The sequence below is a fragment of the Parafrigoribacterium mesophilum genome, assembly GCF_039652555.1.
Lineage (GTDB): Bacteria > Actinomycetota > Actinomycetes > Actinomycetales > Microbacteriaceae > Parafrigoribacterium > Parafrigoribacterium mesophilum.
The window spans coordinates 2034792-2058074 of record NZ_JBDJAF010000001.1; the positions used below are offsets into that span (position 1 = coordinate 2034792).

The following is a 23283-nucleotide window of genomic DNA, read 5'->3' on the forward strand; positions in this document are numbered from 1 at the left end:
CTTCCCCATGGCGAGTTGGTCATTTAGCCGGCACAAAGAAAACATCGACCCAGTAATTGTGGGAAACCACGTTGCTCGGGTACGCGGTTCCGTACAGGTACACGCCGCCGTTGGCTGGCGTGGACAGGGCGCCGTTCACCACGGGACTCGCCAGTCCGCCCGCGGTGACCGCATACCAGCCGACCGAGCTGTGATAGCTGGCCCGGTATTCCACACCGGGTTGAATCTGGACCGGGGTGCTGAACGTCGCGGACTGCCAGCCCGATGCGGTTTCGCCGGTGAAGGTCACTGTGGCGAGGAGCGACCCGGTGCTCGACCAGAGGTAGCCCTGATGGGTGCCCGTGTTCTGGGTGCCCTTGTAGAAGCGGATTCCGGTGATCGTTCCCGCACTGGAACTGGAGAAACGAACGCCGACCTGAACCGCGTTGGGATCGTCCCAGGCCGGGTTGGCCGGAACGGCGCCGGCTGAGAAGATCGTCTGAGCGCTGACGGTTGGCGGTTCCGCGGCGGTCGTGAACGACCAGGAGCCTCCGGACAGTGTTGTGCCTGCGATCGACACCGTCGCGGTGTACTGGGTTGACCAGCCCAGTGGCTGTGCCGGTGTGAAGCGCACCACCCGGGCGCTGGAGTCGTACGCCACGGTGCCGGCGACCTGGCCGGATGCGCTTCTCAGCACCAACGTCGGTGTGCCTGATGAGCTGTCTCCCGACAGTTGGGCGCTGATGGACAGCGTTGGGTCAACAGCCGTTGCGCCTGCGGCAGGAGTCGTCGACGTGACGGTTACTGGTGCCGGGGCCGTGGCCGCCGTCGTGAATGTCCAGGTGCCGCCGCTCAACGCGGTTCCCGAAACCGAAACGGTCGCCGAGTATTGGGTGGATGCTGCAAGTGCCGCCGCCGGCGCGAACGTGACGACTCGAGAGGTGCTGTTGTAGCTGGATGTGCCAGACACGACTGTGCCGGCCGAGGACACCGCCAGGGTGGGCGTCGCGCTGGGCGTTCCGGAAAGCTGAGCCGAGATGCCCGTGGTGGGGGACACCCCGGTGGCTCCTGCGGCCGGAGTCGTTGATGTAACAGTCACGGCGGGCGGTGGTGTGGTTCCCGAGGCGGTGCTGACTACCACGTCGACGAAATAGTTGGACGCCTGCCAGGTGGACGTTGGGAACCCGCCGGAGGAGGCGTAGGTGTACCGCCCGTTCGCCGAGCTGCCCGCGGTCAGTGGCCCGCTTGAGCGCGCAGTGGCGAAAAAGTTCGTGGTGTACGAGTAGTGCCCGGCGGGAGCGAAGTACGACACGATGTAGGTTTGGCCGGGGGTCAGGGCGACCGGCGTGGCGAACGTGGCGCTCTGCCAGCCGCTGGCCGTCTCCTGGGTGAAGGTCGCGGTCGCCAGCCGCTGACCGGCCGAGGACCACAGCGAGCCGGTGTGCGTGCCGGTGTTCCCGGAACCCTTGAAGAACTTGACGCCGGTGGCCGAGCCGGATACCGACGTGCTGAACGACATGCCGAGCTCTACCGGGTTGGGATCATCGCCAGCGGACGTCACCTCCGGGGTGAGTCCGGTCAGCAGGCTGTACTCGGTGACCGCCGGTGCGCTGGCCGCCGTCGTGAAAGACCACGTCTGCGTGGGCAGAGCGGTGCCCGAGCTGGAGGTTACGTTGCTCACCGTCATATCGATCTTCGTGCTGGTCGGGAACGGCTGCGTCGGGACGAAGGTGATCGTCGAGCGGTCGGTGGAAAGGCTCGTGGACCCGGCGATCGCGGTGCCTGCTGCGCTGGCGGTCATCCGGTATCCGTCGGCCACCGCCGTCGACAGGGTAATGCTCACCGGGGCGGAAGGGCTCACGCCGGTTGCGCCTGCGGACGGAGTCCGGCTCACCACCGTGATCGCGGTCGTCGATGGCTGGAAGACCAGGTCGACGGAGTAGTTCGTGGCCACTTGGGTGTTCGGGTAGCCGTTGGCGTAGCTGTATGACCCGCCGTTCGCTGGGACGGAGAGCGGTCCCCTGGTGTAGGGGCCAGAGAAAGTCCCGAGTGTCGCCGAGTATTTGCCAACCGTGGTCCGGTACGACGCCGTGTATTCCACTCCGGCCGAGATGGCGACGGGAGTCGCGAAGTTGACCGTCTGCCACCCGGAGGCGCTCTCAGCGGCAAAGGTCGCTGAGGCGAGCAAGGCTCCCGACCCGCTCCACAGCGATCCGACATGCGTTCCTGTGTTGTTCGGGCCCTTGTAGAACTTCACCGCGGTGACAGTGCCAGCGGTTTGGGCCGTGAAACGTACCCCCAGAGTGACCGCTGAGCTGTCGCTGTCCTCCAAGATGCTGGGGGTCGCGCTGGCATCGAACAAGCTGCATGGGCACACTCCCTCGGGGTTTGAGGCTGGCGCCGTCGTGAACGACCAGGATTGGCCGGCCGTGATCTGGCCCCCCGAGGTGTCCGTAGCCGATATCGTCACGGTGTACGTGGTCGCGGTGCGCAGTGCGGCCGATGGGGTGAAGGTCGCGGTGCGGGTGTTGCTGTCGTATGCCGTGGTCCCTGATACCGCAGTGCCCTGTGCATCTTTGACGGCGAACGCCAGGGAGGACGCGGTGATCGCCTTCGACATCACCGCACTGATCACCGTGGTGGTCGCCGCGCTCGAGGAGCCAGGCTGTGGCGACTGGTTTATCGCGGTGAGCGGTGCGTTGTCGGAGTCGGTGAACACGGCATCGACGTAGTAGTTGCCCTGGTGGTAACTCTGGGTCGGGAAGACGCCGACATTGCCATAGACGCCGGCTGGCTGCGTTCCGAAGCCTCCTGCCACCTTCAGCGGCCCAGCGTCCCTACCGCGGTACGACCAGTAATAGTCCGCCGCTGAATAGTGTCCGCCAGGGGTCGAGTAGGACACGACATAGGTTTGTCCGGCCGTCACAGCCACGGCCGAGGTGAAGCTTGCGGTTTGCCAGCCGCTGGCCGATTCGCCGCTGAAAGTCACGGTGGCCAGACGAGTCCCCGCGCTGTCCCAGAGCGAACCGGTGTGTGTTCCGGTGTTGGCTGTGCTCTTGAAGAAACGCACACCGCCCACAAATCCATTCGTCGTTGGCGTGAAACGCAGACCGAGTTCGAGAGCGGTCGGGTCGCCGGCGTCCGCTGTGGTGGGTTGTTCTACGCCGAACACACTGTACGGACCGGCCACCGTGACGCTTCGCGACACCGGCGTGGGAGCGTAGTTCCCGCTGTCGTCAATGGCACGAACCTGCACCGATGCTGTGCCGTAGCCCTGCTGCACGTAGCGGTAGGACCAAGTCGTCGTACCGGTCGCGGCGTGCCACGTCGCTCCAGAGTCGGTGGAGACTTCCACACCGGCAACCTGTCCGCCGGCGTCGGTGGCCGTGCCGCTCACCGTCACGCTGGATCCGTTGGGGACCGTGGCGCCGGCGGCAGGCGTGCTGATGCTGGCCACCGGGGCTGTATGGTCTGTGCTGGGCGAGGCGAGCACCAGGGGCGATGCCAGCGAAACCGGTTGCGCGCCCATGTCCGCCAGTAGATTGACCTGGGCCTGTTGCATCCGCGGGTCTGCGGCTGCTCCATTGCCGTCGTGGTCCTGATCCAGTCCCCAACTCCACTGGATGCTGCCAGCAGAGAACACCAGTGCTCCACTGGCAGCGCGATAGAGGGTCACATGGTGTGTGGTCGTCCCCGGCTGGACGACGTTTCCGAAGTCCTGCAAATACTGCGGCACAGCGCCCGTCGTTGTGGAGAGGCGGATCAGCCCGTCTGGGCGGAATCCGTTGTCAACGTCCTCGTCGGATTCATAGCCAACCGTGTGCGGCGCCAGCACCGCACTCGACCCGGTGGCCAGCGACGCGAGCGACGTATTGCGCCACAGGCGCATCTTCCCCTCTGTCGCGGAAACGGTGACAGCAAGGTCGCTGAAGTTGGACATGTATTGCGTTCCGGTGAGCCCGTTCTCCGGATTTCCTGCGCCGTTGGCGGGAGAAGCAAAGCGGGGGTCCCGCCACGTTCCCGTCCACTCGGCGCTCGGGTCGATCTTGGAATTGCTCCAGGTCTCCTTGTAGCAAACGAGCGTGCGGTACGGGGTGGCGCTGGGATCGACGGAGTTCTCGTAGCGAGTGTGCCAATACACCTCGTTACCGGAGAGGAACTGCAGATTCACCCCGGCGTCCCTGGCCGCCTCGACGTTGGATCGTTGCCCAGCCGACCAGTATTCATCGTGGCCGACGGAGAGAAAGACCTTGTGGTTGACCAGCGTGGACCCGAAGCGGTCGGTGTCGACACCGCTGAAATAGCTGACGTCATACCCGTTCTTCTCCAGGAACCGTACGGCCGGGTACTCGTTGCTGAAGTAGAAGTCGTGGTTGGTCGATCCACCGCGCGTTGCGAACGGGCGGTTGTAGCTGATCTTGTACGCTCGGCCGTTCGCGGCACCTTGATAGAAATCCGAACCGCCGTAGCTGTTGTAGGCCTCCCAGGTCGGGTCGGACGTTTGGAAGAGAACCTGGGAGTGGCTGGTCACATCTCGCACGATGAAGGTGATGTGGCTTCGTCCGCCCGTGTCCGTGCGCGTGAGCAGCGCGAAGTAGACGCCAGACACCGCGGTGGCCGGCACGTTCCACGACGCCGAGACCGCCCAGGTGCCACAGTCGTACAACTCCGTTGTGGCATCCGAGATGCATTGCGGCTGGGACTGGGGAAGTGTTGCAGACGGAGCGACGCTGGCGACTTTGCGGGCGCCGAGGCCTTGGTACCAGCCGGTGCGGTAGATGTCGATCGTGTAGTTGCGGGCATCGGTGTCTACTTTGAAATCGATGCGATTGCCCACGTTGACGCTGATGTCGGTCGCGAAACCTTGAATCGAGGGGTCTCCCGCGCCTGAAATGTCCCATACCGAATCTGGTGTGCCTGGCTGGCTGTTTTCGCAGGTGATCTGGTTGCCGCCTGAGCCACACGGCTCGGCGGCGCTGGCCGGCGTCGTGGTAACGGCTACCAGGACGCTGGATACCAGCACGAGGGAAAGGCCGAAGGACGCCAACCGCCTGGCGCGCCGCCGCAGGGGCGTCGCAGGATTCTGGGATCGCCCCACTGCGAGATCGGCTAGAGACATCTACTTCTCCGTTCACTCGCCCGTCGCTGATGGCGCAGTCCAACTTCTTTGGACAGGAAGGCGGGGCGTGTCACTTCGCCGGACGTTCGCCGGGGGGTGTGCGGGGAGCCGAAGTCTCCTCCGTGCCCGACGATTTCCCGAATTTGTCTGACGTTGTGGGGCAGCGCGGAAGTTCCGCCTCCCATCGCACACATCAGCGACGGGTCCGTGGCCCCCACGCACCGCGTGGGGGAGTGCAGTTCCGGTAACGAGCGCGGCATCAGTACGCTCCCACCGGGTGAGTGAGCACCTTGAGGGTGCGCCAGAGGATGACGAGGTCGCCGATGAGGGACCAGTTCTCCACGTAGTAGAGGTCCAGTCGCACGCTTTCCTGCCAACTGAGGTCCGAGCGTCCGTTGACCTGCCACATGCCGGTCAGTCCCGGCTTGATGTAGAGCCGCCGGCCCATCGGCTCTTCATAGTCGTCGACCTCGCTCGGCAGCGGAGGGCGCGGACCGACGAGGCTCATGTCGCCCTTGAGGATGTTCCAGAGTTGCGGCAGTTCGTCCAGGGAGTATTTGCGCAGGGTGCGTCCGACCCGGGTCACCCGGGGATCGTCTTTGATCTTGAACAACACTCCGGCGCCCTCGTTGCGCTCACGCAGTGCCGCCAGGTCCTGCGTCGCGGTCTGGCACATGGACCGGAACTTCAGCATGGTGAAGGTGCGACCATCCCGGCCGACGCGCTCCTGGCGAAAGAACACTCCACCCGGGCTGTCGCAGGCGATGAGGATCGAAAGTACGGCGCAGAGCGGCAACACGATGGCAATGCCGATGGCTGACACGATGACGTCGAGCACTCTCTTGAGCACGTGCTTGCCGCCATCGAAGGCCGGGATTTCCACGTGGATCAGCGGCAGCCCCTCGACTGGCCGGAAGTGGATGCGCGGGCCGGCGACATCCACTAGTCGTGACGCGAGAATGAGCTCCGTGGCGGTTCCTTCGAGTTGCCAGGCCAACGAGCGGATGAAATTACCCTCCTCGCTCGGATGGCTGGCGACGATCACCGCGTCGGCGCCGAGCGCCGCGGTGACTTCCGCCACGTTGCGCAGCCCGTAGCACGTCGGAATACCTGGCAGGTTGTCGCTGGCGTCCCCGGTGCGGTGTTCGTCCAGCACGGTGCCGACGACCTTGTAGGCGGCTCCGGAGTTCTTCTCGATGGCTCGCACCACATAGCCGACGTCGCGCCGCTTGCCGGCGACGACCACCTGGGACAGGAAGTGCCCAAAGCGGCGCTGCCGGATCAGCCATTTGCGCCACAGCAGACGGCTCCCCACCAGCGCAGCGGCGCCTAGAGGGAAGGAAACGACGAGGTAGTGCCGTGCCGTATCGATCTCAAGGATCATGAACGCCATCGCGAGCAGGCCGAATGTGACGAAGCTGGCACTGACCACTTGCTTGTATTCGTTCAGGCCCACGCCGACCACACGGAGGTCCCTGGTGTGGAAGGCTGCCAGTGCCGCATTCCAGGTGAGCAGCACGCACGCGCAGACCATCCAGAACGGCGGGTTCATTTGTGCGCTGGACGGTGTCATTCCAGCCAGGCGGCCGAGGAGTGCGATGAGCAATGCCGCGAAGATGATGGCCGTGTCGGTGATGAGCAGGCCGGACCGGTACCGTTTCGCCCAGGCCAGACCGCACTCCGGACGCGTATCGGACACGAGTGCTCGCTCGTCCGTTTCTACGATGCGCAGTCGAGGTCGAAGGCTGAACCCTGCGACGCGCCCAGCCTCGGTTTCAAGTTCACTCATGTCGACACCCAAGCGCGCGATGAAGCCCCGTGCGGCAGCAAGGATGCGGTCTGTCTGCTCGGGTCGCACGGGGCTCGTTCATCGGCACATTCCTGTATTTCGGGGGGTTACAGGGACGGCTCTTCTCCAGAACGGTGATCGTTGAAGAAGATCCAGGTCCGGGAAGATCAGTGATGACAGATCTACCTGGTAATCACGCCGGGGGGGCCGACGTAGTTCGGGTTCCCCTCGGGAGGAGGGGTTTAACGGGGTCGAGGCTACACGCCGCTTTTTTTAATGCGATGCCCCCAGTTCGGGGGGTATGCCGGAGTGTCGGGTTGTGCTTTTAAGGGGGAACCACTAAAGGCATATTCCCAGGTCGTGCACAAGTTGTTCACAGATTGATCGTGCAACGCGCGGCGGGGTTACCGTGGCGGCATGACGTTCAATCCCAACGCCAAGATCAACGGCAGCAAGGTGAGCAGGCGTGGTCGCAACACCGGCTTGGCGGTCGGCGGCGGTGGCGTCGGCGTGCTGCTTCTGGTTTTGCTCGGTCCGCTGCTCGGTGTTGACCTCAGTGGGCTGTTGGGTGGTGCGGGGGTGAGCGATTCATCGGTACCGGGTGCAGCCGAAAGCCTGCAGCAGTGCCACACCGGAGCGGACGCCAACGAGAATCTCGACTGCCGGATGGCGGGAGCTGCGTCGTCGATCGACGCATACTGGGCACAATCAGCCGTCCCGGGCTATCACTCACCCCAGTTCCGGTTGTTCACACAGTCCACGACGACAGGGTGCGGAGTGGCCACCAGTGCGACCGGGCCGTTCTACTGCCCCGGTGACCAGTCGATCTACCTCGACACCGGGTTCTTCGACGAGTTGCGCACCCGGTTTGGTGCCTCCGGTGGTCCGCTTGCGCAAATGTACGTGGTCGCTCACGAATGGGGGCACCACATCCAGAACATTTCGGGCATCATGGACGGCTTGGATCTACGCGACACCGGGCCGGCATCCGACTCGGTCAGGCTCGAGTTGCAGGCGGATTGCTTTGCCGGAGCGTGGGCCGGCTCCGCCTCGACCGTTCCCGATGAGAGCGGCACGCCATTCTTGGAACCGATCACGCGGCGGCAGGTTGCCGATGCGTTGGATGCCGCCTCCGCGATCGGTGATGACCGCATCCAGCAGAAATCGAACGGCCAGGTCAACTCGGAGTCGTGGACTCATGGCTCCAGCGCGCAGCGTCAGCAGTGGTTCGAGACCGGCTTCACCGACGGCTCCGATGCCTGCACCACGTTCGACGGTCGTCCGTGAAGACGATGAGGAGGAAGGCATAACATGGGGTGGTGACGCGCTCTGGCCTCGTCCTCGCCATGGCGGGATGCCTCATCCTGTCTGGCTGTAGCGGGACATCATCCGGCCCAGACGGCACCCCCGACCCCGCCGTCACCGTATATATAACCGATTTTGCATATACCGTACCTGGTGCCGTGGCGCCGGGGGCGACACTCACCGTCGTCAATTCGGATGCCGATGCTCACACGGTGACGTCGGACGCAGTCGGAGACTTCGACGTCACCGTCGCGGGAAAGAGCCAGGCCACGTTCACCGCCCCGATGAAGCCGGGAAGCTACCCGTTCTACTGTGCGTTCCACCGATATATGAGAGCGACTCTGGTCGTACGTTGATGCTGGTCGTTAACGAGAAGAAGCCACCCTCATGTAGAAGCTAGAGGGCGGCTCCAGTGGCTCCGACCGGCATCGATCCGGTGACCTTTCGATCTTCAATCGAACGCTCTACCAACTGAGCTACAGAGCCAATAAGGCACGCGCACTGGCGAGAGTAACGCGTGCCTTGCGACCCTGACCGGACTTGAACCGGCGACCTCCGCCGTGACAGGGCGGCGCGCTAACCAACTGCGCTACAGGGCCTAGCTATTAAAACTGCTTCGTACAGACTATCTGGTGACCCCAACGGGATTCGAACCCGTGCTGCCGCCGTGAAAGGGCGGTGTCCTAGGCCACTAAACGATGGGGCCGTGAAGTACAACAACCTTCATAGCTACCAGCGTACAAGCATACGGGTGGGAATGCCTTTTGCCAAACGGAACGGCTATCGCTGAAAAACCGGCCACACTCCGAGCAAATGAACACGGGAACCGGGCTCGTGCCGATAGGTTCAAGTGGTCGTTGAGACTTTCCATGCTGGGCATTTCGTCCAACTCTTGTTAGTGTGACTGATGTTGTCAGTGTTACTGGCGTGAAGTTGGGGGAGCCTCCTTTATCGGAGCTGGGGATTAATGCGCCTTACAAGAACAATGCGGCCACGAACAGCGCGGCTGCGCGCAAGCAGGCTGCTCGCCGTGCTCGCCATCATCGGCATGGTGGCCACGGTCTCCGTTGTGGCCTCGAACGACTCCGCGTGGGCCAAGGACTATCCGAGCTGGGCCGACGTGCTCGCAGCTCGCAACAACGAGGCCGCCAAGCAGGTTGAGATCGGCCGCGTGAAGGCGCTCATCAAGCAGAACGAAGAAGCCGTCGCCAGCACGCAGGCCATTGCCCAGCAGAAGGGCGAAGAGTTCCAGAAGGCGCAGCAGGCGTACGACGAGGCCGCGTACAAGGCAGAACAACTGCAGCAGCAAGCGGATGCGGCCAAGGCGACGGCGGCAGAATCTCAAAAACGTGCCGGGCAGATGGCGGCGCGACTCGCGCGTGTCGGCGGCAACGACGTGTCCACGACGCTCTTTTTCAACGGTGACAAGGCATCCGACCTGTTGTCCACGTTGGGCATGGCGAGCAAGATCACCGACCAGTCGGAGGGCGTCTACGCCAAGGCGGTGCAGGACCAGAACAACGCCCAGTCACGCACCGACCAGGCCAACGTCGCCAAGGAAGCCCTCAAGGCTCTGGCCGCGGCCGCCGAGCAGGCGATGGTGGAGGCGCAAGCCGCGGTGGATGCCGCTGCAGCGGCTCTGAAGGAACAACAGGACAAAGACGCGACCTTGCAGGCGCAGCTGGCGACGTTGACATCCAACAAGATCCACACCGAAGCCGAGTACGGCGAGGGCGTTCGAGTGCGCGAGGCCGCTGCCGCGGCGTTGCGGAAGAAGCAGGCGGAAGAGGCGGCTGCGGCGGCTGCAGCGGCCGCGGCAGCCGGAGGCGGTGGCGGCGGTGTCGGTGGCCAAATCAACGGCGCCTGGGCGCGCCCGGCCGGCGGGTACATCAGCAGCAACTACGGTAGCCGCGTCTCCCCCTGCGCGGGATGCTCGTCCTTCCACGAAGGCGTCGACCTTGCAGCCGGATGCGGTGCTCCGATTTATGCTGCCCACGCCGGCACTGTCGCCTATGCCGGCGGCTATGGCGGCTACGGCAACTACATCCGCATCGACCACGGCGGCGGCATCGCCACCGCCTACGGCCACATCGTCAATGGTGGCACCCTGGTGCGTTCCGGCCAGCACGTCGGGGTCGGCCAGCTCATCGCGCGAGTGGGTAGCACTGGCAACTCCACTGGCTGTCACCTGCACTTTGAGGTGCGGATCAACGGCACCGCCACGAACCCGGTCACCTTCATGAGCGCGCGCGGCATCACGCTCGGTTAGAGGCGTTGACCGATACCTTTCCGGTCGAGATGAGCCGCCGCGGCGGCCGATGTCGACCGGAAGGCTATCGCTCGGTACGACGAGGGTGCAGACGACGGTGCAAGGGTGCGGCTAGTGGCCCTCGGCGCTGAGCTTGTCGAAACCCGCCTGAACGATCGTCTCCGCGTCGGCGGCGGATCCCCAGCCCTCGGTCTTGACCCACTTGCCCGGCTCGAGGTCTTTGTAGTGCTCGAAAAAGTGCTCGATTTCTTTGCGGGTCTGCTCCGGAACATCCTCGACCTGCTGGATGTGCGCCCACCGCGGGTCCTTCGCGGGCACGGCGATGATCTTCGAGTCGATGCCGGCTTCGTCGCGCATGTTGAACACGCCTACGGGACGCACGGACACGCCGACGCCGGGGAACAGCGGGAATTCGAGGAGTACCAGCACGTCGACCGGATCGCCGTCCAGACCCAGGGTGTTTTCGATGTACCCGTAGTCCGCGGGATAGACGAAGCTCGTGAACAACACCCGGTCCAGGTAGACGCGACCGGTTTCGTGATCCACCTCGTACTTGTTGCGACTGCCCCGGGGGATCTCGATGACGACGTCATAGCTGGCCATGGACAGTTGCTCCTTAGTCTTTCGCGTGTGCGGTAATAACGTTACTGGATGAGCACACGCCCCCGATTGACGCCCGCGATCGCCGACGTTCGCCGCGCGGTGCGGGTCAGCTTGACCGAGACGCTCGCCGGGCACGGCTCCCACGATGATCCCCTCGTGCTGGTGGCACTGAGCGGCGGGCCGGACTCCCTTGCGCTCGCCGCCGCCACCGCGTTCGAGGCGCCCCGGGCAGGGATGCGGGCCGGAGCGGTGATCGTAGACCACGGCCTGCAGGCCGGTTCCGCCGCGGTAGCTGCCGCCGTGGCCGCGCGGGCGAGTGAGCTGGGCCTGGTTCCGGTGCTCGTGCGCCGGGTCGCCGTCGGCCGGGAGGGCGGCCTCGAGGCGGCCGCGCGCGTGGCGCGCTATGCGGCGTTGGCCGAGGCTGCGCAGCACACCGGCGCGGTCAGCGTGCTGCTAGGACATACACTGGACGACCAGGCCGAGACCGTGCTGCTCGGGCTTGCCAGGGGAAGCGGCGCGACTAGCCTCCACGGAATGAGCCCGGTGTCGCCGTTCCCGGGTGCCCACGACGCGGATGCCGTTCTGGGCGAGTACCGTCGGCCGCTCCTTCGCATCCGCAGGGCCACGACCGCGCAGTTTTGCGCTGACTCGGGCCTCCAGCCCTGGCACGACCCCCAGAACGACGACGCCGAGTTCGCCAGAGTGCGCGTGCGCCAGCGGCTGCTGCCGACACTGGAACGCGACATCGGCCCCGGCGTCGCCGAGGCGCTCGCGCGCACGGCGGAACAATTGCGTGAAGACGCCTGCGCCCTGGACGACCTGGCCAAGGAACTGATCGACGATCTCGTGGACCACGCGGAGGCGGGGCTCTCGCTCAGCGTGCGGGGCCTCGCCGCGAACCCGGCGGCACTCCGGCAGCGCATCATCCGCCTGGCCGCCTCGGCAGAGTTCGGGGTGTCACTCAGCCGCACGCAGACCCTTGAGGTGGCGCGGTTGGTCACCCACTGGCACGGGCAGGGCCCGGTGCATCTGCCTGGCATTAGAGTAGGACGGCGGGGCGGCCTGCTGATTTTCACTTCCGCGCCGGCCGACCCTACGAGAAAGAACTCCCCGCGGAAATGAAGCTCAGCGAAATCGCCGAAGATCTGACCGAAGTACTGATCACCGAGGACGAGATCGTGGCGAAGATCGCCGAGCTCGCCCGCAGGGTCGAGGCAGACTACGCCGGAGAGCCGCTGCTGCTGGTGGGCGTGCTCAAGGGCGCCGTCATGGTCATGGCCGACCTTGCCCGCGAACTCACCCTTCCCATCACGATGGACTGGATGGCGGTGTCGTCCTACGGCTCGGGTACCCAGTCCTCCGGCGTGGTGCGCATCTTGAAAGACCTGGATGCCGACATCACTGGGCGTCGGGTGCTGATCGTCGAGGACATCATCGACTCCGGCCTGACGCTGTCGTGGCTGCTGGCCAACCTGCAGAGCCGCGGGGCGAAGTCGGTGGAGATCCTGGCTCTGCTGCGCAAACCGAACGCCGCCAAGGTGGACGTCACGGTCAAATATGTGGGCTTTGAGATCCCGAACAAGTTCGTGGTCGGCTATGGCCTCGACTACGCCGAGCACTACCGCAACCTGCGCGGCATCGGCGTGCTGGCGCCGCACGTGTACGAGAACCGCTAGGCACATTAAGCCCTCGGCAAACATACAGAAGCCGTTCGGCGCGGCTCGGGTAGCCTTACACCAAAGTTTTTCACCAGAAAGGTGTCGGGTCAGGCCCCCACTATGGACTTCAAGCGTTTTCTCCGCGGCCCGCTGATCTACATCGCGCTCGCCGTCATCGTCGTGTCGGTGGGCTTCAGCCTGCTGAGCACGTCGGGATTCAAGCAGATCACCACCCAAGAGGGGTTCCAGGCGCTGTCCAGCGGCGAGGTCGCCTCGGCGAAGATCGTCGACGGAGAGAAGCGCGTCGACCTCACCCTGAAATCAGCCGGCAAAGACGGCAAGCAGGTGCAGTTCTACTACGCCACCCCGCGCGGAGCCGACGTCGTCGCCGCGATCGACAAGTCCGACGCCAAGTACAACGACGAGGTGGACAACGGCAACTGGCTGACCTCCATGCTCGGTCTGATCATCCCGTTCATCTTCATCGGTCTCATCTTCTGGTTCCTGCTGTCCAGCATGCAGGGTGGCGGCAACAAGGTGATGCAGTTCGGCAAGTCCAAGGCCAAGCTGGTCTCCAAGGAAAGCCCGAAAGTCACGTTCGCGGATGTCGCCGGGGCTGACGAGGCGATCGAAGAACTCGAAGAGATCAAGGACTTCCTCAAGGAACCGGCGAAGTTCCAGGCCGTCGGCGCCCGCATCCCGAAGGGCGTGCTGCTCTACGGCCCTCCCGGAACCGGTAAGACGCTGCTCGCGCGTGCCGTGGCCGGCGAGGCGAACGTGCCGTTCTACTCGATCTCCGGCTCGGACTTCGTGGAGATGTTCGTCGGCGTGGGCGCGAGTCGGGTGCGGGACCTCTTCCAGCAGGCCAAGGAGAATTCCCCGGCCATCATCTTCGTCGATGAGATCGATGCGGTGGGCCGACACCGCGGGTCCGGCATGGGCGGCGGGCACGACGAGCGCGAACAGACCCTCAACCAGCTGCTCGTGGAGATGGACGGCTTCGACGTCAAGACCAACGTCATCCTCATTGCCGCGACCAACCGTCCTGACATTCTCGACCCGGCGTTGCTGCGCCCCGGCCGCTTCGACCGCCAGATCGGCGTCGACGCTCCGGACCTCAACGGTCGCAAGATGATCCTCGAGGTGCACGGCAAGGGCAAACCGCTCGCTGCCGGGGTGGACCTTGAGGTGGTCGCCCGCAAGACCCCGGGATTCACCGGTGCCGACCTGGCGAACGTGCTCAACGAGGCGGCGCTGCTCACGGCGCGTTCCAACGCCCAGCTGATCGATAACCGCGCTCTCGACGAGGCCATCGACCGGGTGATGGCCGGACCGCAACGCCGCAGCCGTGTGATGCGCGACAAGGAGAAGCTGATCACGGCGTACCACGAGGGTGGTCATGCGCTCGTGGCCACGGCGATGCGCAACACCGACCCGGTGACCAAGATCACGATCCTCCCGCGCGGACGGGCACTCGGCTACACCATGGTGTTGCCGCTCGAGGATCGGTATTCCGTCAGCCGTAACGAGTTGCTCGACCAGATGGCCTACGCGATGGGCGGCCGGGTGGCGGAGGAGATCGTATTCCACGACCCGACCACCGGCGCATCCAACGACATCGAGAAGGCCACGCAGACGGCACAGAAGATGGTCACCGAATACGGCATGAGCGCGAGCATCGGCTCGGTGAAGCTCGGCTCCGGCGCGGGCGACATCTTCCTCGGCCGGGACATGGGCAGCCAGCGAGACTACTCGGAGCGGCTGTCCGAGCAGGTTGACGCCGAGGTGCGCACCCTGATCGAGACGGCGCACGACGAGGCCTGGCAGGTGCTCAACGAGAACCGGGACATCCTGGACAACCTCGCGACGGCGCTGCTGGAGAAGGAGACCCTCGACCACGTCGAGCTCGCTGAGATCTTCAGGGACGTCAAGAAGCTTCCCGAGCGTCCGCAGTGGCTCTCCAGCGACAAGCGGCCCGTGTCGAACCGGCCACCGGTGCTTGTGCCGGACAAGGCTCCGATCGATGCCGGCGCCGTTGACGGCGGGGTGGATTCCTCGCCGACCAAGCCAAAGCGTGCGCCACGCCGCAAGGCTCCCGACATCGCGACCGCGTAACCTGCCTGTGGTCGAGCCAGAACCTCCCGCCACCGACGTCGTGAGGGGTGCACCCGCGCCCGGCGCGGCCACTGCGGGCACACCCGGAGTTGACCGGGCGCGTATCGCCGCCGCCGTCGTGGAAATCCTCGCTGCCATCGGCGAAGACCCGGGGCGAGCCGGCCTCGCCAGCACGCCGCAGCGTGTCGCCGATGCGTACGCCGAATTCTTCAGCGGCCTTCGGGTCGACCCGGTGACGCACCTCACCGACGGCGTGCCGGTGGACGGCCGCCTCGGAGAACTCGTGCTGATGCGCGACATCGAGTTCCGCTCCGTCTGCGAGCACCATCTCCTGCCGTTCAGCGGTGTCGCCCACCTCGCCTACGTTCCCCGCGAGCGGGTGGTCGGCCTTGGCCGGCTCGCGCGCGTGGTGGACACTCTGGCAGCGCGGCCTCAGCTGCAGGAACACCTCACCGAGCAGGTCGCCGATACCCTGCAGGAGGGTCTTGACCCGCTCGGCGTGCTAGTCGTCCTCGACGCGATTCACGCCTGTGTGAGCGCCCGCGGCACGCGGCAATCGCACAGCTCGACGGTGACGATGGCCAGCCGCGGTAGCCTGTCCGACCCCGACGCGCGCAACGGGGTTCTAGCATTACTCGGGGAAGCACGTTCGGTGCGTGCCCAGAAGTGAGCGGTGTGAAGGCGAACGACGAGCACGCGGCGAGGCAGTGGGGAACGGGGCGATGACCGACCCTTGGGTGGAGCCGCTTCGACGGGTGCGCAACGCGGCTCGGATGCGCTCCCGCGCCAATCATGCACGACCGCAGGTTCCCATCATCATGGGGATCCTCAACGTCACGCCTGATTCGTTCAGCGACGGCGGTCGTTACGCCGACCACGAGGTCGCCCTGCAGCACGCCAGCGAGATGATTTCAGCTGGCGCGGACATCATCGACGTCGGTGGCGAGTCCACCAGACCGGGCGCACCTCGGCTGGATGTGGCCGAGGAGCAGCGCCGCGCCATGCCCATCGTGCGGGAGTTGATCAATCGTGGGATACCGGTGAGCATTGACACCATGAACTCAGCGACGGCGCAGGTTGCCGTGGATGCCGGTGTGGTGCTCGTCAACGACGTGTCGGGTGGGCTGGCCGATCCTGGTATGGCGACCGTCATCGGCGAGAGCGGCGTGCGATACGTCGCCATGCATTGGCGCGGGCCGAGCGCCACCATGCAGGCCAACGCGGTGTACGCCAATGTGGTGCGCGACGTACGCGATGAACTGCGCGCCCGCGTCGACGACCTCCGCAATCACGGGGTGCAGCAGGGTCAGCTCGTGCTGGACCCCGGAATCGGCTTCGCCAAGAACGCTCGACAGAACTGGGAGGTGCTCGGCCACCTCCGCGAATTCGAGACGCTCGGCTACCCGATCCTGGTGGGCGCGTCGCGCAAGAGCTTTCTCGGCCCGCTGCTGCCGGAAGGTGCCTCGGCCGCCGATCGGGACCGGCCCACCGCCGTGATCAGTGCCCTGGCCGCCGAGGCGGGCGTCTGGGGAGTGCGGGTGCACGACGTCGCCGGGACCAAGGCGGCGCTGGATGTGTGGGACGCGTGGAGCGAGGGCGCGGCCACAGGGCTACGCGAATGAACGGCGACCGAATCACGCTCACCGGCCTCCGCGCGTTCGGCCACCACGGTGTGTTCGACGACGAACGGGCCAACGGTCAGGAGTTCGTGCTCGACGTCACCATCTTCGTCGACTTCGCGGCGGCGGCCGCCGGCGACGACCTGGAGGCGACCGTGCACTACGGCGTGGTCTCGGAACAAATCGTCGCCGCCGTGGAACGCGACCCGGTTGACCTGATCGAAACCCTTGCCGAGCGGGTTGCCGCGGTTGTGCTCGGACACCCGGCGGCCTCCGCGGTGCAGGTGACCGTCCACAAGCCGCACGCGCCGATCACCGTTCCGTTCGACGATGTCGCCGTGACCATCACCAGAAGCCGGCTACCGACACGGGGCCGGCCATGACGCGGATGCGGGTGGTGCTGCCCGCCGTGATCGCCCTCGGCAGCAACCAGGGCGACCGCGAGGGCACGCTCCGTTCCGCCGTGCGCGACATCGACGCGATCGACGGTGTGCGGGTGATCGCCGCATCCGGTCTGGTCGGCTCGTCCGCCCTGAAACTCGACGGTGTCGACGAGAGCGCGCCCGGCTATCTCAACGCCGTGGTCCTCGTGACCAGCGCGCTGTCCCCGGAGGAACTGCTGGGCAAACTGCAGGACATCGAGAACGCGCATGGCAGGGTGCGCCTGGAACGCTGGGGGGACCGCACCCTGGATCTCGACCTGATCGACTTCGCCGGCCTGCGCCGCGACAGTGCGGACCTGATCCTGCCGCATCCGCGGGCCTGGGAGCGCTCGTTCGTGCTCGCACCGTGGGCGCAGGTCGACCCGCATGCCAGGATCGCCGGACGCGGCCTGGTGACCGACCTGCTGGCCCGGGCCACCGACACGGTGTGGCCGGTCGACGGCGCGCCCCTGTTGCCGGAGTCCCGCGCATGAGCCGCACCAAGGTCTCGACGATCATCCTGCTGTTCGCGGCGGGAGCGGTCGGCGCCGCATTCCTGGAAAGCGCGCTCGCCGCAGCGGGACGGCCGATTCTCATTCCGCCGTTCACGTTGCCCGCAGCGTTGGTGGCGATCGGAGTGATCATCGTGCTGCTCGCGCTGCCCATCCGCCGCAAGGTGAAAGGCACCCGCAAGGCCCCGATCGACCCGTTCTACGCCACGAGGGTGGCCATGCTCGCCAAAGCATCCTCGATCAGCGGGGCGTTTCTGTTCGGCGCCGGCGGCGGAGTCATCATCTACCTCACCACGCGCTCCGTGACCCCGACCGCCGGATCGATCGGCATGGCCATCGGCACGGCCGTGGGGGCCGGTATCCTGCTCACCGCCGGACTGGTCGCCGAGCACATGTGCACCATTCCGCCGGTGAAAGGCGACGACGAATCCGGGCCGGGCAACGAGCCGGCGCCGCTGAAGTCGTGAGCGGCGCAGTGGGAGAGAACGCCATGAGCACCAGACTCGAATTGCCGCAAACCACGTGGCGGCGAGTTTCCCCCAAGCTGATGTGGGCCGAACTGCTCGGCACGTTCTTCGGTGCCGTGGTCTTCCTCGCGCTTACCATCCCGCTGCACCTGCTCAAGCTGCCGTTCGCGCTCGCGGTCAGCATCGCCGTCGCTGCCATCGGGGTGATCACGCTCGTGCTCGTTCCGCGGCGGGTGCGGTCGATCGGCTACCAGTTGCGCGACGACGACCTGCTGTTCCGACGCGGCATCATGTTCCTCCGATTCGTGGCCGTGCCGTACGGGCGGATGCAGCTGGTCGACATCAACCGAGGACCGGTCGATCGATTCCTGGGCTTGAGCGAGCTGCGCTTCGTCACCGCCGCCGCCTCGACCGGCGTCACGATCCCCGGGCTGGAGGCCGCCGAGGCCGACGCGTTGCGCGACCGGCTCGTCGCCCTTGCGGAGAGTCGGCGGGCGGGGCTGTGAACCTGGCGGACGGCCAGTGGCACCGGCTGCATCCCGCGTCTCCACTGCTGAAGGGCGGGTTGGCGCTCGTCGCGATCCTGGGCGTGCTGCTCGCCAACCTACGTGAGCGGTTGTTCGACATGTTCGTGCCCGGCCTGCCGGCACAGGGCGACCCGGTCGACTACATCATCGACAACGGTTTTCTCGGGGTGGCGCTGCTGGTCGTCGCGGCGGTGCTCGTCGTTCTTATCGCGGGTTTCTACGCCTCCTGGCGGATGCATTCGTTCCGGATCACCGAGGAGGCGGTCGAGGTACGCAGCGGCATCCTGTTCCGCACCAACCGCAAGGCGAGGCTCGATCGCATCCAAGGCATCAACATCGTGCGGCCGTTCTTCGCCAGGCTGTTCGGAGCCGCGAAGGTGGAGATCAGTCAGGCCGGCCAGGATGCGAACGTGCAGCTGTCCTACCTCGGTTCGAGGGCGGCGGATGGCGTGCGTCGGGAGATCCTGCGGCTGGCCTCCGGTGCCCGCGTCACGGCGCCCGGCGTGCTTACGCCGGGTCCGCCCGGGCAGTCGACGCTGGACCGCCGGGTGGAGGAGTTCTTCGGACCCGATCCGGAGCTGGGGTCCACCCCGGCGGAGTCGATCGTCACCATCCATCTGGGCAGGCTGTTCGGCTCGCTCGTGCTGCACGGTTCAACGGTCTTTCTTGTGCTCGCCGGCATCGGCATCACGGTCTGGGTGGTCAGCTCTGGCCAACTGTACGGCCTGTTTCTTGTGCTGCCCGGCGCAATCGGGTTCGGCAGTTTCTACGTCCGCCGGTTCACCAAGACACTGGGGTACACCATCGCCGCCACTGGCGACGGGGTGCGCGTGGGCTTCGGCCTGCTCTCGACCACCAGCGAGACCCTGCCGCCGGGGCGTATCCACTCGGTGCGGGTGAGCCAGCCGCTGCTCTGGCGGCCGATGGGTTGGTGGGAGGTGAGCGTCAACCGCGCAAGCCACTCGAACACCAAGGGCGCTGCGGGCCAGTCCAATGCGACCATCCTCCCCGTCGGTAACCGCAGTGAAGTCATCCGCGTGCTCGAGTTGCTGCTGCCCGACCTCGCAGGAGCGGCCCCCAGCCTCGGTCGGCACAGCAGCGCCGGTGAAAGCCCGGCGGGCGCGTCGGCTGTGACGGGCGCACCCGAGATGACACCGTTGCTGAGGGCCGGCCTGACCTCGCCGGGTGGCGACGACGGGTTCGTGAATTCCCCTCAGCGTGCCGTGTGGCTGCGGCCGTTCGCCTGGCGACGCAACGGGTTCGCGATGGCCCGCGGTTGCCTGCTGCTGCGCAGGGGCGGCATCTGGCGGCAACTGGTGATCGTTCCTCAGGCTCGGCTGCAGAGTGTCTCACTGCGGCAGGGTCCGGTGTTGCGGATGCTGCGGTTGGCCGCGGTGCATCTGCACACGGTCTCCGGACCGATCGCGGCGACGCTGGGTGCGGTTGATGCCGTGGTCGGCGTGGAGTTCTTCACCGACGCGGCGCGCGCCGCCATCGTCTCCGCGGCGCGGGACACGTCCCACCGCTGGCGCTCGGGCGAGGTGTCGGCGTGAGCGCTGCGCGCGCCGCCGGCCGGCTCGGCGTCGGCATTATCGGTGCCGGTCGGGTCGGTCCCGTACTCGGTGCGGCGCTGGCCGGAGCCGGACACGCCGTCGTGGGAATCTCGGCGGTGTCTCAGGCCAGTCGCGACAGAGCCGAAGCGATGTTGCCTGGTGTGCCGATCCTCGACATACCGGATGTGATCAGACGCGCCGAACTGGTGGTGCTCGCCGTTCCGGATGGCGAGCTGTCCGCCTTGGTGGCCGGGCTTGCGGCGGTCGGCGTGTGGCAGCCCGGCCAGCTCGTGCTGCACACCGCTCCGGGGCTGGGCGTGTCCGTGCTCGCACCGGCGAGCGCAGCGGGCGTCATCCCGTTGGCGTTGCATCCGGCCATGTCGTTCACCGGCACCAGCATCGACCTGGGCAGGCTGCGGCAGGCGTATTGCGCGGTGACGGCGCCGACTCCCGTGCAGCCGATCGGGATGGCGTTGGCGGTGGAGATGGGAGCCGAGCCGGTGCTCATCGAGGAAGCCGATCGCGCAGCGTACGGGGAAGCGGTCGCCACGGCGACGACCTTCTCCCACTCCATCGTCGTGCAGGCGGCCGGACTGCTGGAAGGCATCGGAGTCGTCTCCCCCGGGGCGGTCCTGGCGCCGCTGGTGCGCTCCGCCGTGGAGATCGCGCTCGCCAGCGCGACCACGCCGGCCGATACCATCGATCTGGCCGAACTGGAGGACGAATGACCGCTGCACCGCAGGTTGTCGACACCATCGCGCAGCTGAGAGCCGGGATCGCCCAGGCGCGAGCCGACGGAGCACGCGTCGCGTTGGTGCCCACGATGGGCGCTCTGCACGCCGGACACCTCGCACTCGTGGAGCGGGCCGCCCAGGTGGCCGACCACACGATCGTGTCCATTTTCGTCAACCCGCTGCAGTTCGGGCCCGGCGAGGACCTGGACCGATACCCGCGGATGCTGGAGGCCGACCTGGCCACGCTGGCGCCGCTGCCCGTGGCTGCCGTGTTCGCACCGGCGGTCGCCGAGTTGTATCCGCCCGAGCTGTATCAGACCGGGCCGCATCCGGCCGGGCCGCATCCGTCCCAAGGCGGGGGTACCCGGGTGACCGCCGGGCACGTCGCGACCCTCTTCGAGGGCGCCACCCGGCCCGGCCACTTCGACGGAGTGCTCACCGTAGTGAGCAAGCTGCTCAACATCGTGCAGCCCGACGTCGTACTGTTCGGCCAGAAGGATGCGCAGCAGGTGTTCCTGGTGAAGCGCATGGTGGCCGACCTCAACGTGCCGGTCTGGGTGGAGGTGGTGCCCATCGTGCGCGAGGACGGCGGGCTGGCGCTGTCCAGCCGCAACCGGTACCTGTCCGGGCAGCAGAAGCAGGCAGCGATGGCGCTCTCGGCCTCGTTGGCCGCTGCCGCGGCATCCGCCGGTTGTGGAGTGGCGGCGGCCCTCGCTGCGGCACAGGCGGTGCTCGACGCCGAACCGTCCGTGCGGCTGGACTACTTCGCCATGGTGGACCCGGCCACGTTCTTACCCGTGGCCGGCGACCGCCACGGGCCGGCGCTCGCGGTCCTTGCCGCCTACGTTGGCACCACCCGATTGATCGACAACCGCCTCGTCAGCCTCGGCGCTCCGGCCTGACCAACCGCCAGCCCCACCCGAGTAGCCCCGCGCGAGGACGCCGCCCGACGGGTGGCGAGCGATACCTTTTCGGACGAGATCCCCCGCCGCGGCAGCCGATCTCGTCCGGAACCGCATCGCTCGCCGGAAGGGGTGCCCGGAATGCCGGGCCGGGACCCCCGGTAAACTGGCTGCAACCAGTCAGGAGAGCGATGACCGACCCCGCGCAGGCCCGCCAAGGGGCCGCAGTTGCCGAACCCTCGGACGAGGAGCTCAGCGAGCAGACGGCGGTGCGCCTGGCCAAGCGCGAGCGCCTGATCGAGTCTGGCGTCGGCGCCTATCCGGTGTCACTGCCGATCACCGACACGATCCCGGCGGTGCGCGAACGCTTCGGCGACCTGGGAATCGACGCGACGACCGGGGTGACCGTGGGCCTTGCCGGGCGGATCGTGCACCTGCGCAACACCGGCAAGCTGTGCTTCGCGTCACTGCAGTCCGGCGACGGATCCCGCATCCAGGCCATGGTGTCGCTCGCGGTCGTCGGAGAGGAGTCCCTGGCGCTCTGGAAGGAACTCGTCGACCTCGGCGACCACCTGTTCGTCTCCGGCGAGGTCGTCACCAGCCGCCGCGGCGAACTGTCGGTCATGGTGACGCAGTGGCAGATCGCCGCCAAAGCGCTGCGACCGCTGCCCAACCTGCACACCGAGCTCAGCGAGGAAACCAGGGTGCGGCAACGCTACCTGGACCTCATCGCCCGGGAGGCCGCCCGCAGCACGGTGCGCGCCAGGGCCGCGACGGTGTCCTCGCTGCGCACGACATTCACCGCGCACGGCTACCTCGAGGTAGAAACGCCGATGCTGCAGACGATGCACGGCGGCGCATCCGCCCGCCCGTTCGTCACCCACAGCAACGCGTTCGACACCGACCTGTACCTGCGGATCGCGCCGGAGCTGTTCCTCAAGCGCGCGGTGGTCGGCGGGATCGAGCGGGTGTTCGAGATCAACCGCAACTTCCGTAACGAGGGCGCCGACTCCACCCACTCGCCAGAGTTCGCGATGCTCGAGGCCTACCAGGCCTACGGCGACTACCACCAGATGGCTGACCTCACCCGCGAGATGGTGCAGAACGCGGCCCTGGCGGTATCGGGGTCGCACCGGGTCACCTGGGCCGACGGTACCGAGTACGACCTGGGCGGGGACTGGGACTGGATGTCGATGTACGAGTCGCTCAGCGAGGCATCCGGCATCTCGATCACGGCGCAAACGCCTGCGGAGGAACTGCAGAAGATCGCCGACGGCTTGGGCCTCGAAGTGCACCTGCCCACCCACGGCAAACTCGTCGAGGAGCTGTGGGAGCACTTCGTGAAGCCGTCGCTGGTGCGGCCGACGTTCGTCGCCGACTTCCCGGTCGACACGTCCCCGCTGGTGCGGGCGCACCGCAGTATCCCCGGTCTGGTAGAGAAGTGGGACCTGTACATCCGCGGGTTCGAACTGGCCACCGGGTACTCCGAGCTGGTCGACCCGGTCGTGCAGCGCGAGCGGTTCGTCGAGCAGGCCAAGCTCGGAGCCAAGGGCGACACCGAGGCGATGCGACTGGACGAGGAGTTCCTGCGGGCACTGGAGTACGGGATGCCGCCGTGCGGTGGCATGGGCATGGGCATCGACCGGTTGCTGATGGCGCTGACCGGCCTCGGTATCCGTGAGACCATCCTGTTCCCGCTGGTGAAGTGAG

19 protein-coding genes and 3 tRNA genes are annotated in these 23283 nt (G+C 66.4%); 16 read left to right on the plus strand and 6 right to left on the minus strand.

The window, feature by feature from the left end; genetic code table 11:
* Positions 1 to 19: 19 nt before the first annotated feature.
* Both ABFX56_RS09690 and ABFX56_RS09695 read right to left on the minus strand, forming a co-directional pair.
* Positions 20 to 5098, minus strand: coding sequence for a DUF4082 domain-containing protein (locus ABFX56_RS09690; protein ID WP_346233039.1), 5079 nt, complete (start codon positions 5096 to 5098; stop codon positions 20 to 22).
* A 259-nt stretch (positions 5099 to 5357) separates the two neighbouring features.
* Entirely contained in the window at positions 5358 to 6887 is a 1530-nt protein-coding gene (locus ABFX56_RS09695) for a sugar transferase (RefSeq protein ID WP_346233040.1), read from the minus strand.
* A gap of 417 nt (positions 6888 to 7304) precedes the next feature.
* On the opposite strand from ABFX56_RS09695, the gene ypfJ reads away from it, so the two are divergent.
* On the plus strand, positions 7305 to 8174 hold the full coding sequence (gene ypfJ, locus ABFX56_RS09700) for a KPN_02809 family neutral zinc metallopeptidase (RefSeq protein WP_346233041.1): 870 nt from the start codon (positions 7305 to 7307) through the stop codon (positions 8172 to 8174).
* A 32-nt stretch (positions 8175 to 8206) separates the two neighbouring features.
* On the plus strand, positions 8207 to 8548 hold the full coding sequence (locus tag ABFX56_RS09705) for a cupredoxin domain-containing protein (RefSeq protein WP_346233042.1): 342 nt from the start codon (positions 8207 to 8209) through the stop codon (positions 8546 to 8548).
* 57 nt (positions 8549 to 8605) lie between these two features.
* Here ABFX56_RS09705 and ABFX56_RS09710 read toward each other — a convergent pair.
* From ABFX56_RS09710 to ABFX56_RS09720, 3 genes are all read right to left on the minus strand, one after another.
* Positions 8606 to 8678, minus strand: a tRNA-Phe gene (locus tag ABFX56_RS09710).
* A 39-nt stretch (positions 8679 to 8717) separates the two neighbouring features.
* Positions 8718 to 8791 (minus strand) — tRNA-Asp (locus tag ABFX56_RS09715).
* Between the two features lie 31 nt (positions 8792 to 8822).
* A tRNA-Glu gene (locus tag ABFX56_RS09720) sits at positions 8823 to 8898 on the minus strand.
* Positions 8899 to 9177: 279 nt separating this feature from the next.
* Here ABFX56_RS09720 and ABFX56_RS09725 point away from each other — a divergent pair.
* The gene (locus ABFX56_RS09725) at positions 9178 to 10461 is read left to right on the plus strand and encodes a peptidoglycan DD-metalloendopeptidase family protein (protein WP_346233043.1); all 1284 of its coding nucleotides are present in this window, start codon (positions 9178 to 9180) and stop codon (positions 10459 to 10461) included.
* 111 nt (positions 10462 to 10572) lie between these two features.
* Here ABFX56_RS09725 and ppa read toward each other — a convergent pair whose 3' ends face one another.
* A complete protein-coding gene (gene ppa / locus ABFX56_RS09730; RefSeq protein WP_346233044.1) occupies positions 10573 to 11064 on the minus strand; it encodes an inorganic diphosphatase in 492 nt (163 codons plus the stop codon).
* Between the two features lie 48 nt (positions 11065 to 11112).
* On the opposite strand from ppa, the gene tilS reads away from it, so the two are divergent.
* The 13 genes from tilS (at position 11113) to lysS (ending at position 23282) form a co-directional block, all read left to right on the plus strand.
* On the plus strand, positions 11113 to 12186 hold the full coding sequence (gene tilS, locus ABFX56_RS09735; RefSeq protein ID WP_346233045.1) for a tRNA lysidine(34) synthetase TilS: 1074 nt from the start codon (positions 11113 to 11115) through the stop codon (positions 12184 to 12186).
* The gene (hpt, locus tag ABFX56_RS09740) at positions 12183 to 12740 is read left to right on the plus strand and encodes a hypoxanthine phosphoribosyltransferase (protein ID WP_346233046.1); all 558 of its coding nucleotides are present in this window, start codon (positions 12183 to 12185) and stop codon (positions 12738 to 12740) included. Before tilS ends, hpt begins: the two co-directional genes overlap by 4 nt.
* A gap of 102 nt (positions 12741 to 12842) precedes the next feature.
* The gene (ftsH, locus tag ABFX56_RS09745; RefSeq protein ID WP_346233047.1) at positions 12843 to 14837 is read left to right on the plus strand and encodes an ATP-dependent zinc metalloprotease FtsH; all 1995 of its coding nucleotides are present in this window, start codon (positions 12843 to 12845) and stop codon (positions 14835 to 14837) included.
* Between the two features lie 40 nt (positions 14838 to 14877).
* On the plus strand, positions 14878 to 15507 hold the full coding sequence (gene folE / locus ABFX56_RS09750; protein ID WP_346233189.1) for a GTP cyclohydrolase I FolE: 630 nt from the start codon (positions 14878 to 14880) through the stop codon (positions 15505 to 15507).
* A 52-nt stretch (positions 15508 to 15559) separates the two neighbouring features.
* Positions 15560 to 16459, plus strand: a complete 900-nt coding sequence (gene folP / locus ABFX56_RS09755) for a dihydropteroate synthase (RefSeq protein WP_346233048.1) — start codon at positions 15560 to 15562, stop codon at positions 16457 to 16459.
* The gene (folB, locus tag ABFX56_RS09760; RefSeq protein WP_346233049.1) at positions 16456 to 16839 is read left to right on the plus strand and encodes a dihydroneopterin aldolase; all 384 of its coding nucleotides are present in this window, start codon (positions 16456 to 16458) and stop codon (positions 16837 to 16839) included. The genes folP and folB overlap by 4 nt, the downstream gene beginning before the upstream one ends.
* On the plus strand, positions 16836 to 17372 hold the full coding sequence (folK, locus tag ABFX56_RS09765) for a 2-amino-4-hydroxy-6-hydroxymethyldihydropteridine diphosphokinase (protein WP_346233050.1): 537 nt from the start codon (positions 16836 to 16838) through the stop codon (positions 17370 to 17372). The genes folB and folK overlap by 4 nt, the downstream gene beginning before the upstream one ends.
* Positions 17369 to 17857 (plus strand): DUF3180 domain-containing protein, encoded by a 489-nt coding sequence (locus ABFX56_RS09770; RefSeq protein WP_346233051.1) that lies wholly within the window; start codon positions 17369 to 17371, stop codon positions 17855 to 17857. Before folK ends, ABFX56_RS09770 begins: the two co-directional genes overlap by 4 nt.
* Before the next feature lie 23 nt (positions 17858 to 17880).
* On the plus strand, positions 17881 to 18363 hold the full coding sequence (locus tag ABFX56_RS09775) for a PH domain-containing protein (protein WP_346233052.1): 483 nt from the start codon (positions 17881 to 17883) through the stop codon (positions 18361 to 18363).
* On the plus strand, positions 18360 to 19937 hold the full coding sequence (locus ABFX56_RS09780; RefSeq protein WP_346233053.1) for a PH domain-containing protein: 1578 nt from the start codon (positions 18360 to 18362) through the stop codon (positions 19935 to 19937). The genes ABFX56_RS09775 and ABFX56_RS09780 overlap by 4 nt, the downstream gene beginning before the upstream one ends.
* Positions 19934 to 20665, plus strand: a complete 732-nt coding sequence (locus ABFX56_RS09785) for a Rossmann-like and DUF2520 domain-containing protein (RefSeq protein ID WP_346233054.1) — start codon at positions 19934 to 19936, stop codon at positions 20663 to 20665. Before ABFX56_RS09780 ends, ABFX56_RS09785 begins: the two co-directional genes overlap by 4 nt.
* Positions 20662 to 21573, plus strand: coding sequence for a pantoate--beta-alanine ligase (gene panC, locus ABFX56_RS09790; RefSeq protein WP_346233055.1), 912 nt, complete (start codon positions 20662 to 20664; stop codon positions 21571 to 21573). Before ABFX56_RS09785 ends, panC begins: the two co-directional genes overlap by 4 nt.
* A gap of 191 nt (positions 21574 to 21764) precedes the next feature.
* Positions 21765 to 23282 (plus strand): lysine--tRNA ligase, encoded by a 1518-nt coding sequence (lysS, locus tag ABFX56_RS09795; protein ID WP_346233056.1) that lies wholly within the window; start codon positions 21765 to 21767, stop codon positions 23280 to 23282.
* Position 23283 lies beyond the last annotated feature (1 nt).